Here is a 15,607-nt window from a genome sequence, read left to right as displayed (position 1 = left end):
GACCGGCGGGTTTCGGCCTATAATTGTAAGGCCGAAACGAACGGGCATCCGGCTGCGTATAAGAGAAGGGCAACAGGCCGCGCCGCGAGGCCGGCAGAGCAAGCAAGAGCAGGTGATAAGGATGAAGATCAGATGGGCCGAGGAGTCGGATATCGAGGCGTTGATCCTGATGCGCTGGGAATTCACCGTGGAGGACAAGCCGGAGACGCGCGACGAATTTGAGCTGTTTGCGACGGAATGCCGGGCCTTCCTAAAAGAAGCGATTCACGGCGGTCGCTGGCTGATCTGGGTAGCCGATCAGGACGGCCTTCTGGCTGCGCATGTCTACGTCCAGCTCGTGGACAAGGTGCCGCGACCGGGGCGCACGACGTATCCGTACGGATATTTGACCAATGTGTATACTGATCCGGATTTTCGCTCGCGCGGCATCGGCGGCTATTTGGTCGAGGCGGTCAAGCAGTGGGCCAAGGAAAATCATATTGAATTTTTGGTGGTGTGGCCGAGCAAGCGGGCCCGCGATTTTTACGCCCGTCACGGCTTTGAGCCGGCGGGCGAAGCGATGGAGCTGCACCCGCCCGCCGGACGCTAGCCCCGGGCAAGGCGATGGGAGCTGCATCTCAGCCCAGAGGCGGGTGAGCCAATGGAATCTGCGGCCATACGCTAATGCCGGGCTGCGAGGCACGCACCATCGCGCTGATTCACCAGGCAGGCCCCGAATGTCGCGAACGCTTCGCGAGCTTCGGAGCCTGCTTTGGCATGTCCGGACCCTACTCCGGACACGCTACCAGTTGGAGCCGCCGGAGGAATTTTTGTCGGAGGAGCCGCCGCCGAACGAAGAGCCGCCACTCGAGCTGGAGCCGGAGGAGCCGCCCGACCAGTTGGAACCGCCGGAAGAGTGCGTAGAGGAGCCGGACGAGCGGGAGGAGCCGGATGACCGGCCGCTCCAAAAACCTCCGCCTCCGCCCGAAGCGCCGCGCTTGCCGGAGGAGAACCAGCCGCCGCCGGAATGGTGATGATGGTGATGGCTCCGAATCTCGATGATGCGAGCTCGCTCTGCGGCACGGGCAGCGCGTTCCTGCGTGCGCGCGATTGCTTCCTGCCTGCGAAGCGCCGCTTCTTGCCGCGCCTGCTCCTCACCCGCCTCGTAGGCTTCGGTTAACATCTCGAGCAATTCTTCAATTTGCCGGATCAGCGCTGCGGTCTCTTCGTAGCGTCCGTTGTCTACGGCGAAGACGAGCTCCTGCCGCAGCTGGCGAAACTGTTTTTTGACCGAGGAGGCCGAGGCGATATACCGGCGCGCACGCCGGTAGGCGGTGCGGAACGCGTCATTGATGCGCTCCAGCGCCTGAATCGCTTCCTGTCGCAAGACATCCAGATCGGCTAACTGATCGAGGAAGCTGTTCATCCGATCGTGACCGCGCAGCTCCAGATCCTCCAGCTGGTCGAGGTCCGCCGGCCTGATCGCCAATCTGGTCTCGAGCGTCTGATTGTCTTGCTCGATGCGCGCATGCAGCCTCTCCAGCTGCGGGCGCTGCCGCCAGAGCAGACGTTCCTTGTCCGCATCGGCGAGATAGCCGGCACAGCGCGCGGTGTCCTCGCGGAACCGGGTCGTCAGCGTCTCCAGCCGCCCGTCCAGACGGGCGATGGCATCGGTGCAGTCCTGGAGTGTGTCGGCCAGCTCTCCCAGCGTCACCGTCAAGGCCTCGAGCGCGTCTCGCGCCTGCTCGAACAGCTGACGCTCGTCGCTTGTCCAGGACTTGCTCTCCGCCAGGCGTTCGCGCCAGCGCTCCAACTCGGCGCAGGCGTTTTTGTAGGTTCGCTCGATCGGCTCCCACTGTTCGCGCACATACGTCCTGGCGACGCGCCTCAGATCGTCTTCCAGCAGCGTCAGGCGGTCCTGCGTCTGCGCGCCGCCGAGCTCCAGCGTCTCCACGGCTGCGCGATTGCGCGTACGCAGCTCGGCTTGCCGCTCGATCAGGTAGACGGCTTGCTCCAGCAGACTTTCGGCTTCGCGCCACTGGGCGGCCGTTTCGCTCAGATTGCCTGCCCGCAGCGCACGCTGCATCCGCTCCATCGCCTCCCGGCTGTCAGCTATCATCGCGTGCGGATCGACGGCAATGCGATGCAGATAATAGCGGTCGATCGTCGCCGTAAAGGTGCGAATCGCGAGCTCGGCTTGCTGCGGATAGGCCTCGGCGCGTATCCGGTACTGCTCCAGCTCTTCGAGACGTGCGATGAGGGCCGCTGCTTCCGTCTTGGCATTCGCGCCCCCGGTCAGCGCCTGCACAGGGTCGAATACGGCCTTGGCCTTGATGCGCTCGAGCGCCGCGGCGAATCGTTCGACCTCGCGGGACGGCTGTGCGAGCGGACTGTCCAGCCTGGCGGCCAGCGCTTCGAGCAGGCGCCGGGCAGCGGCGACGGTCTCGGCGAGCTCGGCGAGCAGCGGACCGATCAGTTGCTCGGCGTCGCGCAGGTCGGCGGCGGCACGGAGCAGCTCCGCGCCGCGCGCAGCGAGCTGCTCGGTTGCTTCCGCGTAGGTCGTCCGCGCTTGCTGCAGCGCGCCCATGCGCAGGATGAAGATGCGCAGCTCACCCAGCTCGCGCGATCGGGCCTCGGCCTCGATGAGCAGCTCGGCCAGCGCCTGCTTCGTCTGGCGCGCCTGTCCGGCCGTCAGGCCCTTGCTGAGCTCGGTCAGCGGCGAGACTCCGTCCAGCGCCTGCGCCAGCTCGGCCATCTGCGCGCGCAGCTTGCCCTGCAGCGCGGCGAGACGGCGCTTGTAGTAGAGGCCGCGCAGCAGCCGGTAGCCGAGCCACAGGACGAGCCAGCCGGCCAGCACCTTGAGGATCGTACGCCCCAGCCAGCCGAGGAATGCAGCGATCTTGGCCTTGAAGCCGGCCCACACTGCCGGGATGTTCATGGTCTCCCGCTCGGCAGGCGCGGCTTCGCTCGCTGCTTTTTGGCCGTCTTCCCGGGCGTCGGGTACAGGCGGCGCTGCGGCCGCTTCGGTGGCAGCCGGCTCGGCCAGCGCGCCGCCGATCGTATTGACGGCGTCCATCAGCGCCAGACTGGCCGCGGCAAAGTCGCCTTCGCGGGCGTGCGGGATGAAGTGGCGGTCCACGACTTCCGTGATGCCGGACTCCGACCGGTCGCCGTCCCGGTCATAGTCGTCCGGCAGCTGATCGATGGCAGCCTGCAGCTCGGCGTTGGCGAAGTTCAGCTCGATCCGGCGTTCGGTCTCGGCGATGACGATCAGCACGTCGCGCGCTTCCAGTCCCCAGGCATTGTAGACCGCTGTGGCGTAGGCATCCGGCTCGCGGCCGTCCAGGCTGGCGATAGTCAGGATATAGTAGTGGAGCGGTCCTTCGACTGCTGCTTTTTTGAGCGCTTGCTTCGACTCGGCGGTGAGCAGCCAGGCCCGGTCCTGGACGCGCCCCAGATTATTCGGCAGATCCTGGGCGGCTGCGCCGGCGGCCCATCCCAGCACAAGAGCGGCGACGAGCAAGAGCGCTGCCGTGCTGGCCCGCAACCGGGTGATGCTTGTTGTCATGGTCGATGTCTCCCTTACCGTTGTCCAGCAGCACTGATTTTCTATTAGTATAGCTCAGAATTTTCCATCCGACTATCCTTTTAGAATGAGTCGCAGGGCTGGCGCCTGCAGCTGGATTATGGTATATAAGTGGAATGGATTCATCCTATTCATTCTTTGCTTATCAGGCACAAGGAGCGGGAGGAGCGAACGCATGCACTGGAAGACGCGTATTCATACGACGGCTACGGAGATTGCAAGGACGTACGCGGCAGACCCGCGTGTGCTCGGCGTTGCGATCGGCGGCAGCATCGGACGCAATCGGACGTGGCGGCATTCCGATCTGGAGCTGATCGTGCTCGTGGAGGCGCAGCTTGCGGACTTTTCGTATTTTAATTATGTAAGCGGTATCGGCGTCGAGGTGATCCAGCTTACCGTCGAGCAGACGACGCAGTATGCCCGCACCGCGCCCGGCTCGGAGGAAGCGGCGCGGGAGGCGGCGGCCTTCCCGATCCAGGCTTACAAGTGCAAGATCGTGTCCGATCGCAGCGGACAGCTTGCGGCATTCAAGGCGCGTTTCGACGAGGCGCTGATGCACCCTGTGCACACGGCGCTGCGCTGCGAGGCAGCCGTGCAGCGCTCCGACGCGCGGCTGGAGGCTGCGCGTGCCGCCCTGGCGGTAGGAGCGCCGCACACGACAATCGCCCATCTGCGGCTCGGGATGAACGAACTGCTGCTGGCGTATTACTGGCGACATGGCATTCTGCCGCGCAGTCAGAATCGCGCGTATCAGCAGCTGCGCCGCAACACCGAGCAGCGGCTAGGCGACACTCGCCTGCTCGAGGCGTATACGGCCGTGTACGGCCTGGATGTGCCGATGCGCACGCTGCGGGCGCGCTTTTTCCGGGCACGGGAGGATATTCTGCTCACCTCGGCGAAGCATTGGGGCGAACGCGCGGCGGATTTTATGGAGAAGGCGGTCGACAGCCGGCTCGAGTGGGGGCATGCGCCGAGCATGCTCTGCGTCTACACGCTCTGCCTGCACGCGATGCAGTGCAAGATCCAGGATCGCGATGTCTACGATCGGCCGGAGACGGCGGAGGCCGCGCCGGCGCTGCATGCCTTCTTCGGCTTTGCCGAGCCGGGGGCGACAGCCCGGGCAGCAGCATTGACGCAGCAGTACATACGCGCGCGCGACGGACTGGACGAGGCCGTGGCTGCCGCTGCGCCGGGCCGGTCTTGATCCCGCTTGAACGGGGCCCCGCCATCTGATACAGTGGGTGGGACGTTGATCAGGATGGAGAACGAGAGGAGGGCGGCACATGTCCAAAAAGCACTACGTCGTGTGGGCGGGCAAGACGCCCGGCGTCTACGACAGCTGGCCGGCCTGCCAGGCGCAGGTGACGGGCTACCCCGAGGCCAAGTACAAGTCGTACGCCACGAGGGCGCTGGCCGAGGCCGCCTACAAGGACGGCTGGAAGAAGCATTGGGGACGCGGGGGCAAGGCGGCTGCTCCCGCAGGTGAGGGCAAGGCGGCGGGCGCCCGGGCAGGCGCCGGTGCTGCGCGGCGTCCAGGAAGCAAGCCGGCGGTTTCGCCCGCGAGCATTGATTACGATAGCGTCTCGGTCGATGTCGGCACGCACGGTAACCCCGGACCGATTGAATACAAGGGAGTGGATACGGCCACGGGCGAGCTGCTGTTCCAGGTCGGACCGATCCCCAACGGGACCAACAACCTCGGAGAGTTCATCGCGATCGTCCACGCCCTCTCTTACTTGAAGGCGCGCGGCAGCGCGCGGACGGTGTACACCGACTCCCGCACGGCGCTGGCCTGGATCCGCAACAAAAAAATTGCCTCCACGCTCAGGCGCGACGCCTCGACGGCGCAGGTGTGGGCGCTGGCCGACCGGGCGATGCGCTGGCTGCACGAGAACGATTATCCCAACAAGATCGTCAAGTGGGAGACCGAGTCATGGGGAGAGATCAAGGCCGACTTCGGGCGCAAGTAGGCGGCGAACCTGGACCCGGGTCGGGGTTGGTTTCGTTCGGCGGACGGTAGGAGTTCGCGGCCTCTTGCTGCTATACTGATCTCATCAAGGCAAGACGCTGCGTCCGAGACGCAGGCGGTGAGAGAGGGAGAATGCAGATGAAACGATTGATGGGCGTGGTGCTCATAGTGGCCGGTATCGTCGGACTGGTCTTCTTGTTTAACGGCGGCAAGCTGTCGCTGGGCAGTCTGGGCGGGATTTCCGAGTCCTTCGACATGGGCAAGAGCGTCGCTTCGGATGAGGCGGATCGGCTGCACATTGAGGCAGGGTCGGCCGAAGTGCGGCTCGTCCCAGTGTCGGAAGAGCGCGTGAGCGCCGAGCTGCGCGGCAGCCAGTCGGGTCTGGCGATCGGACGCAAGCTGCCGGAGCTCACCGTACAGAGCCGCTCCGGTACGATCGAGGTGAACGTCGGAAGCTCGCGCGGCTTCGGCATCACATTCGGCCGCACGACGCTGACCGTCGAGGTGCCGAGCCGTATGTGGGAGGAGCTGCGGGCCGAGGCCGGCAGCGGCGATCTTGTCGCAACCGGGCTCGAGGCGAATGTCCTGGAGATAAAGACCGGTAGCGGCGATATTGAGCTAACGGATATCAGTGCGGAGCAAGGCAGCGTCAGTGCCGGCAGCGGCGACGTGAGCGTCGAGCAGATGACGGCCCGCTTGCTCGCCGTCGAGACCGGCAGCGGCAAGATCGAGCTGACGCGGCTGTACGGCGGCGATGCCCAGGTGAAGACCGGCAGCGGCGGCATCGAGGTGGACGGCTACGAGCTGCTCACGTTGACGGTGGACGCCAGCAGCGGCAACATCGAGTTAGAGGACGGTCTGGCGGAGTTGAACGGCCGTGCGGGCAGCGGGAATATCGATCTCGCCACGGACGAGCTGCGCCGCGACACGATGCTGGAGACCGGCAGCGGCAACGTCGAGGTCGAGCTTGCGCGGGAGCCGGCTTCGCTGGAGGTGCGCTACGACGGCGGCTCGGGCCGGGGACGGATCGAGTGGGACGGCTTCGCGTACGATACGGACGAGCGCGACCACGATCGCATCCGGGGCGCATTCGGCAGCGGCGACGTACTGCTCGATGTCCGGACCGGCTCGGGCAACTTCAGACTGGATTGACGAGGGCGGCTGCGTTCCAGCTTAGGCCTGTTCATACGCACGAGCATGCCAACACAGGCATGCCCATATGAGCACGCCAACATGAGCACGCCAACATGAGCATACCTGCATGAGCATGCGAGAGCCGCAAAAGACCCTTTGCCTTCCCGTCAAGGGAACGCAAGGGTCTTTTGCGCGGAACGAAACGTGCGTCGCAGCGCCAGCGGACGATTCCGGTGAAGAATGCGCGCGCCATGCGAGCCTTCGTGCGAGTCTTTGTGCGAGCCGAGAGAGCCGTCGTGTGGAAAATGCGGTTACATCCACGTCTGGAGACAAGATTTCACTGTGCAGCCTCGGAATGTGAGCTTAATTCCGCCGCTGGAGCCCATTGCGCCGAGTAGGCTCACATATTGCGCTTAATTCCGCCGTTGGGGCCCGTTGCGCCGAGTAGGCTCACATATTGCACTTAATTTCGCCGCCGGGGCCCGTTGCGCCGAGTAGGCTCACATATTGCGCTTAATTCCGCCGCTGGAGCCCATTGCGCCGAGTAGGCTCACATATTGTGCTTAATTCCGCCGCTGGAGCCCATTGCGCCGAGTAGGCTCACATATTGCGCTTAATTCCGCCACTGGGGCCCATTGTGCTGAGTAGCCTCACATATTGCGCTTAATTCCGCCGCTGGAGCCCGTTGCGCCGAGTAGGCTCACATATTGCGCTTAATTCCGCCGCTGGAGCCCAATGCGCCGAGTAGGCTCACATATTGCGCTTATTTCCACCACTGGAGCCCCTTGCGCCGAGTAGCCTCGCAATATGCGCTTCTCTCGAAACGCAAGTCGCGGCACCGCCAAAGGACGGTGCCGCGACATATGCCTGAGGGATTGATCAGGCCAGTTTTTTTTGGTGAATCCGGCTCAATATCAGCATGGAAAACCGCTGGAGGCATTGCTGCCCAACGGCGGGCACCGTCAATGTACGTATTATTGCAAAAAACCAGAACGTTTGTTCCAATAAAGTCGGATATGACTCTACCTACACCTTACCAAAAAGTAAATTATAAGTCTATTGTTTTTTTGGCGGCTGTGCCAAAATGGGTGAAGGCTTGGAGAAACGGTCAAGGAGGAGAAGGAACATGACGCAAGAGGCTTTTCAAGAGGAGCGCCGCAGGCTAGAGGAAGCAAGCGCCGAAATCAAGCGCCAGCTCGGCGGCGTGCAGGAGCGGTATTACGGCGACGACTTCCTGGAGCAGGTGCTCGACGCCAGACGGGCGGAAGCCCGCGAGCGGCTGCAGCTGCTGGAATCGGAGCCGTATTTCGGACGGCTCGATTGGCAGGAGTCCGGAGCGGCGCAGACGGTGCCGCTGTACATCGGCAAGCGCGGCCTCTCGCGCACCGAGACGGAGGAGCCGTACATTATCGATTGGCGGGCGCCGGTGGCGAGCTTGTTCTACACCTTCACCGGCGGCGAGGCGCGGGTCAGCTACGAGGCGCCGGAAGGGACGCTGACGGGCGAGGTGCACCTCAAGCGCAATCTGCTCGTCAGGGGCGGCGCGCTCGAGCGCGTCGTGGACAGCTACGCGCGGGGCGGCGACAATCTCGGCCTCAGCGACGAGTTCCTCTTGTACCGGCTCGGCGAGCGCAAGGACAATCGGCTGCGCGACATCGTCTCGACGATCCAGGCCGAGCAGGACCGGATCATCCGGGCGCCGCGCGAGCAGGCGCTGCTCATTCAGGGGGCCGCGGGGTCGGGCAAGACGACCGTGGCGCTGCATCGGCTGGCCTTCCTGCTGTATCAGTATCAGGACCAGATACGAGCGGAGCGGATGATCATCTTCGCGCCCAATGCGATGTTCCTGGATTATATCTCCGGCGTGCTGCCGGAGCTGGGCGTCGGCGACGTGCGTCAGACGACCTTCGCCGACTGGGCGCTGGAGCGGCTCGGCGGCGAGGTCCGCCTGCTCGACGAGCGCGAGGAGACGAGACGCTGGTTCGCCGTTGGCGCAGACATCGAAGCTCAGACCGAGCCGCCGGGCCGGCTCAAGGGCGCGCTCGCCTTCCGGGATTGGCTGGACGAGACGCTGCGCCGCTACGAAGCGGACTTCCTGCCGCAGCTGGACTGGGAGGCCTGGGACGGTCAGGTGCTGCCGCATGCGACGATCCGCGCCTGGTTCGAGACCGAATACCGCAACTATCCGCTTGCCCCGCGCAAGGAGCGGCTGCTGGCCCGCATGAATCGCTGGCTGGAGATGGCGCTCGGCGAGATCGGCGACCCGAAGCGGCGCAAGGCCAGCGCCAAGACAGGGCGGCAGCGGCTGCGCGCCTACGGCAAAAAGCTGCCCGCCACGAGCGCGCCGCTCGTCTACGCGGCGCTGCTCGGGGGCAAGGACGCGAGCGCCGCGGACGCAGCGGCAGCGGCGCCGCTGCCGGAGCAGCTGGCGCGGCGCACGGCGAGCGATGCGGCCAAAGGGCGGGCACAGCGCGAGGATCTGGCGGCGCTGCTATGGATTCACACGGCCTACCATGGGCGCGATGCGGCTGCGCGCTTCGACCATGTCGTCATCGACGAGGCGCAGGACAGCTCGCCCTTCGAGGCGGCGCTGCTGCGCGGCTGCATGCACGAGCCGTCCTTCACGATCCTCGGCGACCTCGCGCAGGGCATCCACGACTACCGCGGCATTCGCCGCTGGGAGGAGCTCGGTGCCGCACTCGGCGAGGGCGGCCAAGGCTATCACGAGCTGCGGCAGAGCTACCGCTCGACGCTGGAGATCATCGAATTCGCCAATCGCATCCTGCCGTTCACCGCGACCGGGCTGGCGCCTGCGCAGCCGGTCTTCCGCAGCGGGGAGCCGGTCGAGGTGCGCCCGGTCGCCGCTGCGGAGCGGGCCGCCTGGATCGCCGAGTGGCTGCTGGCGAGCGCGGCGGGCGGTATGCGCACCGTCGCCCTGATCGCCCGCACGGCCGAGCGGTGCGAGGCGCTGCACCGGGAGCTCGCTGCAGCGGGTGTGGAGACGCGGCTGCTCAGCGAGGAGCAGTCGGCCTATGCCGGCGGCGTCTCGGTCGTGCCTGCGCAGCTGGCCAAGGGGCTGGAGTTCGACGCGGTGCTGCTGCCGGACGCGGACGCGGTCAGCTACGCGCGCACGCCGCGCGACGCCAAGCTGCTGTACGTCGCCTGCACGCGCGCGCTGCATCGGCTGACGCTGCTGCACGACGGGCCGGTCACGGCGCTGATCGGGGGGACGGGCGAAGGCGAGGATGCTTTTGCTGAGAGGTGATGCTGTTCCGGCATCGTGCAGGGCATGGCTCCAGCTCGGCGTACTGCTGGCAAGCAGACTGCGCGCGTCCCAGCGCGCCCCAATGTTGTAACGACCCTGCCTCAATAGCTGCGCCACTTCTTGCGGTACTGCAGCGGGCTGATGCCTTCGGCCCGGCGGAAGGCCCGGCTGAAGTGGCTCTGGCTCTCGTATCCGGTCTGACGTGCGATGTCCTGCAGCGACACAGCGGAATCGATGAGCCGCTGCTTGGCCTTGGTCAGCCGGACGCGCCGCACGAATTCCATCGGAGGGACGCCTGCCGCCTGCACGAACAGGTGGCTGAGATAGCTGGGACTGAGATGCGCCTCCCGAGCCAGCTGCTGCAGTGTGAGCGGCTGATGATAGTGAAGCTCCACATAATAGCACACCTGGAGGATGCGCGAATCCAGGCTTCGCTCGGAATCGTAGGCACCGGCATCCAGATAGGAAAAGAGCAGACCGAGCCATTCGTAGAGGGCCGCCTTCATCTGGAAGTACCCGATCGCCCGCTCTTCCTCCTGCTGATGGCGCGCAGCCGACGCCTCGAAATGGGTTGTTATCTTCATCCACACTTCCGCGAGGGCCTCCCTCTCCTGCCGTCCCAGATGCAGAACGGTCGGGAATCCGTAATAGACGGGGAGCTCGAACGAAAAATAAGAAAGCTCGCAGCCGATGGACAGGTAGTGAAATGTGCGCTCGGACTCGGCCCCGGGCAGCAGCCGATAGCGGGTGTCGGCATGGAAAAACACGACGTCCCCGGCCGCGACACGCACGGGCTTGCCGTCGATCTCGAGCATGCGGGCGCCGCTGCGCACGAGCCAGCATACCGTGAACGGGTTCGTGACCGGCCCGAATTGGAAGTCGGCCGATTTTTTCATCTCGCGCACCCACTTGGTTCGAATCGTGAGATAGTCCCAGCGATTATGCGCAATGGACAACGGCAATTTAATCACCTCGCCCTGATTGTAGCACGCCGAATCAGAAGAAAGGTAAAAAAACGAGCGTTTCGTGTCATGGAAGCGGCTCGTTTTTTCGCTACAATAAAAGCATGCTGCAGCTCGTAGAGATTAAATAGCGGCTCATCTTACATGGAGGAGGCTGTACTTGTGGGACGAAAAAAATGCAAAAAACCAAACGTCGTGTTCATCATGGCCGACGACCTCGGGGAATGGGCGATGGGCTGCTCGGGGAACCAGGAGATTCACACCCCCAATCTGGATCGCATCGCCGCCGAGGGCATGCGGTTCACTCACTTTTTTTGCGCTTCGCCGGTCTGTTCGCCGGCGCGGGCCTCGCTGTTGACCGGGCGCATCCCCTCGCAGCACGGGATTCACGATTGGCTGCGGGACGGCAACGCGCCCGGCGCCGCCGCGATCGAGTATTTGCAGGGGCAGAAGGGGTACACGGAGGTGCTGGCAGCGGACGGTTACCGCTGCGGCTTGGCAGGCAAGTGGCATCTCGGCCATAGCGCCAGGCCGCAGCAGGGGCACCGGGACTGGTATGTCCACCAGGAGGGGGGCGGACCGTACTATCGCGCGCCGATGCTCCGCGACGGGCGACCGTATACGGAGCCGAGGTACGTCACCGATGCCATTACGGAGCAAGCGCTGCAGTTTCTCGACGACTACTGCGCGCGCGATGCGCCATTTTATTTGGGCATTCACTATACGGCGCCCCATTCTCCCTGGGACCGGGACCAGCATCCGGAGTCTGTATGGTCGCGGTACGAGGCCTGTCCGTTCGACTCCGTGCCCGAGCAGCCGCTGCATCCGTGGCAGATCGACTCCGCGCCCCACGGGGAAGGCGAGGTGCGCAGGGCCTTGTTAAGCGGCTATTATACAGCGGTCACGGCGATGGATATCGGGATCGGAAAGGTGCTCGACCAACTGGAGCGCTCGGACTTGCGCGACGACACCTTATTGATCTTCACCAGCGACAACGGTATGAATATGGGGCACCACGGCATATGGGGCAAGGGCAACGGCACGTTCCCGCAAAATATGTTCGACACCTCGGTCAAGGTGCCGTTCCTGGTCCGTCACCCGGGGATTGTACCGGAAGGGACGGTCTGCGATGCGCTGGTCAGCGGGTATGACTTCATGCCGACGCTGCTGGATTACCTCGGTGTGAATCATCAGGCCGATGACAGCCTGCCAGGGGTATCGTTCGCTCCGCTGCTGGCGGGCCGGCCGGCTGATCCCGATTCGTGCGTGGTGGTCCATGATGAATACGGGCCGGTGCGGATGATCCGCACGCGGGCGTGGAAGTACGTGCATCGCTATCCGTACGGCCCGCATGAGCTGTACGACCTGGCTGCCGACCCCGGGGAACGGACGAATCGGATTGACGATCCGCAGCTTGAGGGCGTGCGCGCGAGTTTGACCGCACAGCTCGAGCAATGGTTCGTGCGGCATGCGGATCCGTCTCTGGACGGCGTGCGGATGCCTGTGACCGGCAAAGGCCAGCTGACGCGGGCGGGAACGGCCGGCAACGGCGCGAAGGCATTCGCCGATCTGAATTAGGGAGGCAGTCGGGGCGTGATGCAGGGCGCTATGCGGCGATGTGGTGCTGCAGTGCGGCGGCCCTGGCGCATGGCCGCTCATAGTGGCGCGTGCGGCTGGACCGGCTTTGCGACAGGCGGGCGGATTTTGCTACAATGGTAGCAAAGGAGGAGTGCCGTATGATCGTTGCCACGAACACGATTCGCATCAAATCCGGGCATGTCGAGGAGGTGGCCGAGCGCTTCAAAAGCCCCAAGGCCGTGCAGCATGCCCCGGGCTTTATTCGCATGGAGCTGCTGGCCGGCAAGGGCGAGGAGCACGACGAGCTGAAGGTGTGCACCACCTGGGAGAGTCGGGAGGCGTTCGACGGCTGGGTCAAGAGCGACGCCTTCCGGCAAGCGCATGGTCGCCCGCCTGCCGGAGGGGCCGCCGGAGGCGAGGCGCCGAGCGGACATTCGCACGGCGGGACGGCGGCGTCCTCGGCCGCGGCAGCGGAGCCATCGCATCAGGATGCAGCGGCATCGCCGCATCGGCAAGGTCCGAGTCACGGGGAGGGCGCCCGTCGGGCGCCCGGAGCGGGGATCATGCTGGGGGCCAAGCTGAGCGTGCACGAGGTGTTGTTCACGCACGGGCAGGAGCAGTAGCGGCGCGCCGCGCGGGAGGGAGGTGCGGGCCGTGATCGTGCTCGGCCTGGATATCGGGACGACGACACTGGCCGGCGTGGCGCTCGAGCTGAGCGCGGACGGCGGCCCGGCGCGTCTCGTCCAGACGGCGTCCGAGCCGGGCGGGGCGGCCGTCATGCGGCCCGGCTCGCCGCTGGACGAGCAGCAGCCGGAGCTCGTCCTCGCGGCCGCCGAGCGCCTGATCGCCCGGCTGTCGGCCGGCGCGCCGGAGCCGCCGGCTGCGATCGGGCTGACCGGCCAGATGCATGGCATCGTCTACACGGATGCCGCCGGCGCGGCATGCAGTCCGCTGTATACATGGCAGCATCGCAGCGGGCTGGCCCCGGCGAGCGAGGCCGATGCGGCCGGTTCACCCGACGCCGGCGGCGAGACCCTGGCCGCGCGGCTGTCGCGGCTGAGCGGCTATCCGCTCGCCACCGGCTACGGCGTCGTCACGCATGCCGCGCTCGAGCGTGCGGATGCGGTGCCGCGCGAGGCCGTGGCGATGGGCACGATCGCCGACTATGTGGCGATGCGGCTCTGCGGCCGCCGCATGCCGGTGCTGGAGCCGTCGCAGGCAGCCGGACTGGGCGGCTACGATCTGGATGCCGGGGCCTATGATCGGGCGGCGCTCGCGCGGGCGGGCATCGGGACTGCGCTGCTGCCCCCGGTCAGCGCGGCGCCCGAGCCGATCGGCTATACGCCCGGCGGAGCCGCGGTCTGCGCCGCCATCGGCGACAATCAGGCGAGCGTGCTCGGCGCGCTGCGCGAGCTCGAGACCGAGCTGCTGCTCAATATCGGCACCGGCAGTCAGCTCTCCATGTACGCCGCTCGTCCGCTGCGGGTGCCCGGCCTGGAGACGCGGCCCTTCCCCGGCGGGGGCTGTCTGCTGGTCGGCGCCGCACTGGCGGGCGGCCAGGCGTATGCGCTGCTGGAGCGCTTCCTGCGCGGCGTCGTCGAGGAGCTCGGCTCCGGCCGCGACGCCGGCGCGTCGGTGCTGCCGGAAGGCGCGCTGTATGCTCGCATGGAGGACTTGCTCGACCGCGAGGAGCGGGCGGGTCGCGCGGCGGCCGGCACCGTGCCGGACACGCAGCTGCGCGTACATACGCAATTCTATGGCACGCGCCAAGACCCGCACGCGCGCGGCGCCGTAGCGGGCATCGGTCCGGACAACTGGACCCCCGGGCAGCTGATCACCGGCGTGCTGGACGGGATTGCGGACGAGCTGCACGGCTATTGGGAGGCGCTCCCGCCGGCCGTGCGCGGCAGGGTCAGCACGCTGGCGGGCGCGGGCGGCGCCTTGCGCCGCAGCCGCCATCTGGCCCTAGCCTGCGCGCGCCGCTTTGGTCTGCCGCTGCGGCGGCCGGCGCTGGCGGAGGAGGCGGCGGTCGGCGCGGCGCTACATGCGGCGGTATGCGTCGGTGCGATTGACGGGTATGCCGCCGCAGGCGGGCGGCTGCCCGATGGCGAATCGGAAGAAAGGGAGATCAGGGGATGAAGATTGTCGTTTTGGATGGACATGCGTTGAACCCCGGCGATCTGAGCTGGTCGGCGCTGGAAGCGCTGGGCGAGCTCACGGTCTACGACCGCACGCCGTCGGCCGCGGCCGCCCAGCGCGCCGCCGGCGCGGAGATCGTGCTGACGAACAAGACGCCGCTGCGCGCAGAGACCCTGGAGCAGCTGCCGGAGCTCCGGTACATCGGCGTGCTCGCCACCGGCTACGATGTCGTCGACGTGCAGGCGGCTGCCGAGCAGGGCGTCGCGGTGACCAATGTGCCCGACTATGGCACCGACTCGGTGGCGCAGTATGTCATCGCGCTGCTGCTGGAGCTGTGCTCGGGCGTCGGCGTTCACAGCGCGTCGGTGCGCGCGGGCGATTGGAGCGGAGGCGAGGATTGGTGCTACTGGCGCACGCCGCTGCGCGAGCTGACAGGCAAGACGATGGGCATCATCGGTCTCGGCCGGATCGGCTTGCGCACGGCGCAGCTGGCGCAGGCGCTGGGCATGCGGGTCATCGCGACCACGCGCCGCATGGACCGCGAGGCGCCGCCGGGCATCGTCTGGCGGACGCAGGACCAGCTGCTGCAGGAGGCCGATGCGATCAGCCTGCATTGCCCGCTCACGCCCCAGACCGAGGGCTTGATCGGACGCGAAGCGCTGCGCATGATGAAGCATGAGGCGCTGCTGATCAATACGGCGCGCGGCGGGCTGGTCGACGCGCAGGCGCTGGCCGCGGCGCTGCATGCGGGCACCATCGGCGGAGCGGCGCTGGACGTGCTCGCGCCGGAGCCCCCGCATCCGGACAATCCGCTGCTGCGCGCGCCGCGCTGCATCGTGACGCCGCATGTCGCCTGGGCGAGCCTGGAGGCGCGCGGCCGGCTGCTGGACACGGCGGTGCGCAATGTGCGCGCCTTTTTGGACGGCACGCCTGCCAATCGGGTGGACGGCGTCAAGGGATAAGCGAGCAGTCTGGTTGGAGCAGAAGTAACGGAA

The 15,607-nt window shown here is 66.1% G+C and carries 11 protein-coding genes; 9 read left to right on the top strand and 2 right to left on the bottom strand.

Going from position 1 to position 15,607, the window contains the following annotated elements; genetic code table 11:
* The first annotated feature begins 121 nt into the window (after nt 1-121).
* Complete coding sequence (locus IDH44_RS06400; protein WP_190915834.1) at nt 122-589, top strand: GNAT family N-acetyltransferase; 468 nt, start codon at nt 122-124, stop codon at nt 587-589.
* 192 nt (nt 590-781) lie between these two features.
* Here the strand turns inward: IDH44_RS06400 and IDH44_RS06395 are convergent, their stop codons facing one another.
* The gene (locus IDH44_RS06395) at nt 782-3,547 is read right to left on the bottom strand and encodes a TPM domain-containing protein (protein ID WP_190915832.1); all 2,766 of its coding nucleotides are present in this window, start codon (nt 3,545-3,547) and stop codon (nt 782-784) included.
* A gap of 193 nt (nt 3,548-3,740) precedes the next feature.
* Between IDH44_RS06395 and IDH44_RS06390 the strand changes: the two genes are divergently transcribed.
* The 4 genes from IDH44_RS06390 to IDH44_RS06375 all read left to right on the top strand — a co-directional run bounded on the left by IDH44_RS06390 (nt 3,741) and on the right by IDH44_RS06375 (nt 9,933).
* Complete coding sequence (locus tag IDH44_RS06390) at nt 3,741-4,769, top strand: hypothetical protein (RefSeq protein ID WP_190915830.1); 1,029 nt, start codon at nt 3,741-3,743, stop codon at nt 4,767-4,769.
* Between the two features lie 79 nt (nt 4,770-4,848).
* Nucleotides 4,849-5,535, top strand: coding sequence for a ribonuclease H1 domain-containing protein (locus tag IDH44_RS06385; RefSeq protein ID WP_190915828.1), 687 nt, complete (start codon nt 4,849-4,851; stop codon nt 5,533-5,535).
* Between the two features lie 137 nt (nt 5,536-5,672).
* Nucleotides 5,673-6,686, top strand: coding sequence for a DUF4097 family beta strand repeat-containing protein (locus tag IDH44_RS06380; protein WP_190915826.1), 1,014 nt, complete (start codon nt 5,673-5,675; stop codon nt 6,684-6,686).
* 1,108 nt (nt 6,687-7,794) lie between these two features.
* Nucleotides 7,795-9,933: a HelD family protein gene (locus tag IDH44_RS06375; RefSeq protein ID WP_190915825.1), complete on the top strand. Its 2,139-nt coding sequence runs from the start codon at nt 7,795-7,797 to the stop codon at nt 9,931-9,933.
* Nucleotides 9,934-10,034: 101 nt separating this feature from the next.
* Here IDH44_RS06375 and IDH44_RS06370 read toward each other — a convergent pair whose 3' ends face one another.
* Entirely contained in the window at nt 10,035-10,895 is an 861-nt protein-coding gene (locus IDH44_RS06370) for an AraC family transcriptional regulator (RefSeq protein ID WP_190915823.1), read from the bottom strand.
* A 162-nt stretch (nt 10,896-11,057) separates the two neighbouring features.
* Here IDH44_RS06370 and IDH44_RS06365 point away from each other — a divergent pair, with 162 nt between their 5' ends.
* The 4 genes from IDH44_RS06365 (at nt 11,058) to IDH44_RS06350 (ending at nt 15,574) form a co-directional block, all read left to right on the top strand.
* Nucleotides 11,058-12,473 (top strand): sulfatase-like hydrolase/transferase, encoded by a 1,416-nt coding sequence (locus IDH44_RS06365; protein ID WP_317890125.1) that lies wholly within the window; start codon nt 11,058-11,060, stop codon nt 12,471-12,473.
* 158 nt (nt 12,474-12,631) lie between these two features.
* Entirely contained in the window at nt 12,632-13,096 is a 465-nt protein-coding gene (locus IDH44_RS06360) for an antibiotic biosynthesis monooxygenase (protein ID WP_190915819.1), read from the top strand.
* A 31-nt stretch (nt 13,097-13,127) separates the two neighbouring features.
* Nucleotides 13,128-14,612 (top strand): sedoheptulokinase, encoded by a 1,485-nt coding sequence (locus IDH44_RS06355; RefSeq protein ID WP_190915817.1) that lies wholly within the window; start codon nt 13,128-13,130, stop codon nt 14,610-14,612.
* On the top strand, nt 14,609-15,574 hold the full coding sequence (locus IDH44_RS06350) for a D-2-hydroxyacid dehydrogenase (RefSeq protein WP_190915815.1): 966 nt from the start codon (nt 14,609-14,611) through the stop codon (nt 15,572-15,574). Before IDH44_RS06355 ends, IDH44_RS06350 begins: the two co-directional genes overlap by 4 nt.
* Nucleotides 15,575-15,607 lie beyond the last annotated feature (33 nt).

Source organism: Paenibacillus sabuli (assembly GCF_014705605.1).
In the GTDB taxonomy this organism is placed as follows: domain Bacteria; phylum Bacillota; class Bacilli; order Paenibacillales; family Paenibacillaceae; genus Paenibacillus_D; species Paenibacillus_D sabuli.
Note: the sequence above shows the minus strand (reverse complement) of the source record. Positions and strands in the feature narration are given on the sequence as shown.

Excerpts from the sequence above, each read along its gene's own strand:
- IDH44_RS06380 (WP_190915826.1), top strand. The coding sequence starts at position 5,673 with ATGAAACGATTGATGGGCGTGGTGCTCATAGTGGCCGGTATCGTCGGA.
- IDH44_RS06350 (WP_190915815.1), top strand. The coding sequence starts at position 14,609 with ATGAAGATTGTCGTTTTGGATGGACATGCGTTGAACCCCGGCGATCTG.
- IDH44_RS06385 (WP_190915828.1), top strand. The coding sequence starts at position 4,849 with ATGTCCAAAAAGCACTACGTCGTGTGGGCGGGCAAGACGCCCGGCGTC.
- IDH44_RS06400 (WP_190915834.1), top strand. The coding sequence starts at position 122 with ATGAAGATCAGATGGGCCGAGGAGTCGGATATCGAGGCGTTGATCCTG.
- IDH44_RS06375 (WP_190915825.1), top strand. The coding sequence starts at position 7,795 with ATGACGCAAGAGGCTTTTCAAGAGGAGCGCCGCAGGCTAGAGGAAGCA.
- IDH44_RS06395 (WP_190915832.1), bottom strand. The coding sequence starts at position 3,547 with ATGACAACAAGCATCACCCGGTTGCGGGCCAGCACGGCAGCGCTCTTG.
- IDH44_RS06360 (WP_190915819.1), top strand. The coding sequence starts at position 12,632 with ATGATCGTTGCCACGAACACGATTCGCATCAAATCCGGGCATGTCGAG.
- IDH44_RS06390 (WP_190915830.1), top strand. The coding sequence starts at position 3,741 with ATGCACTGGAAGACGCGTATTCATACGACGGCTACGGAGATTGCAAGG.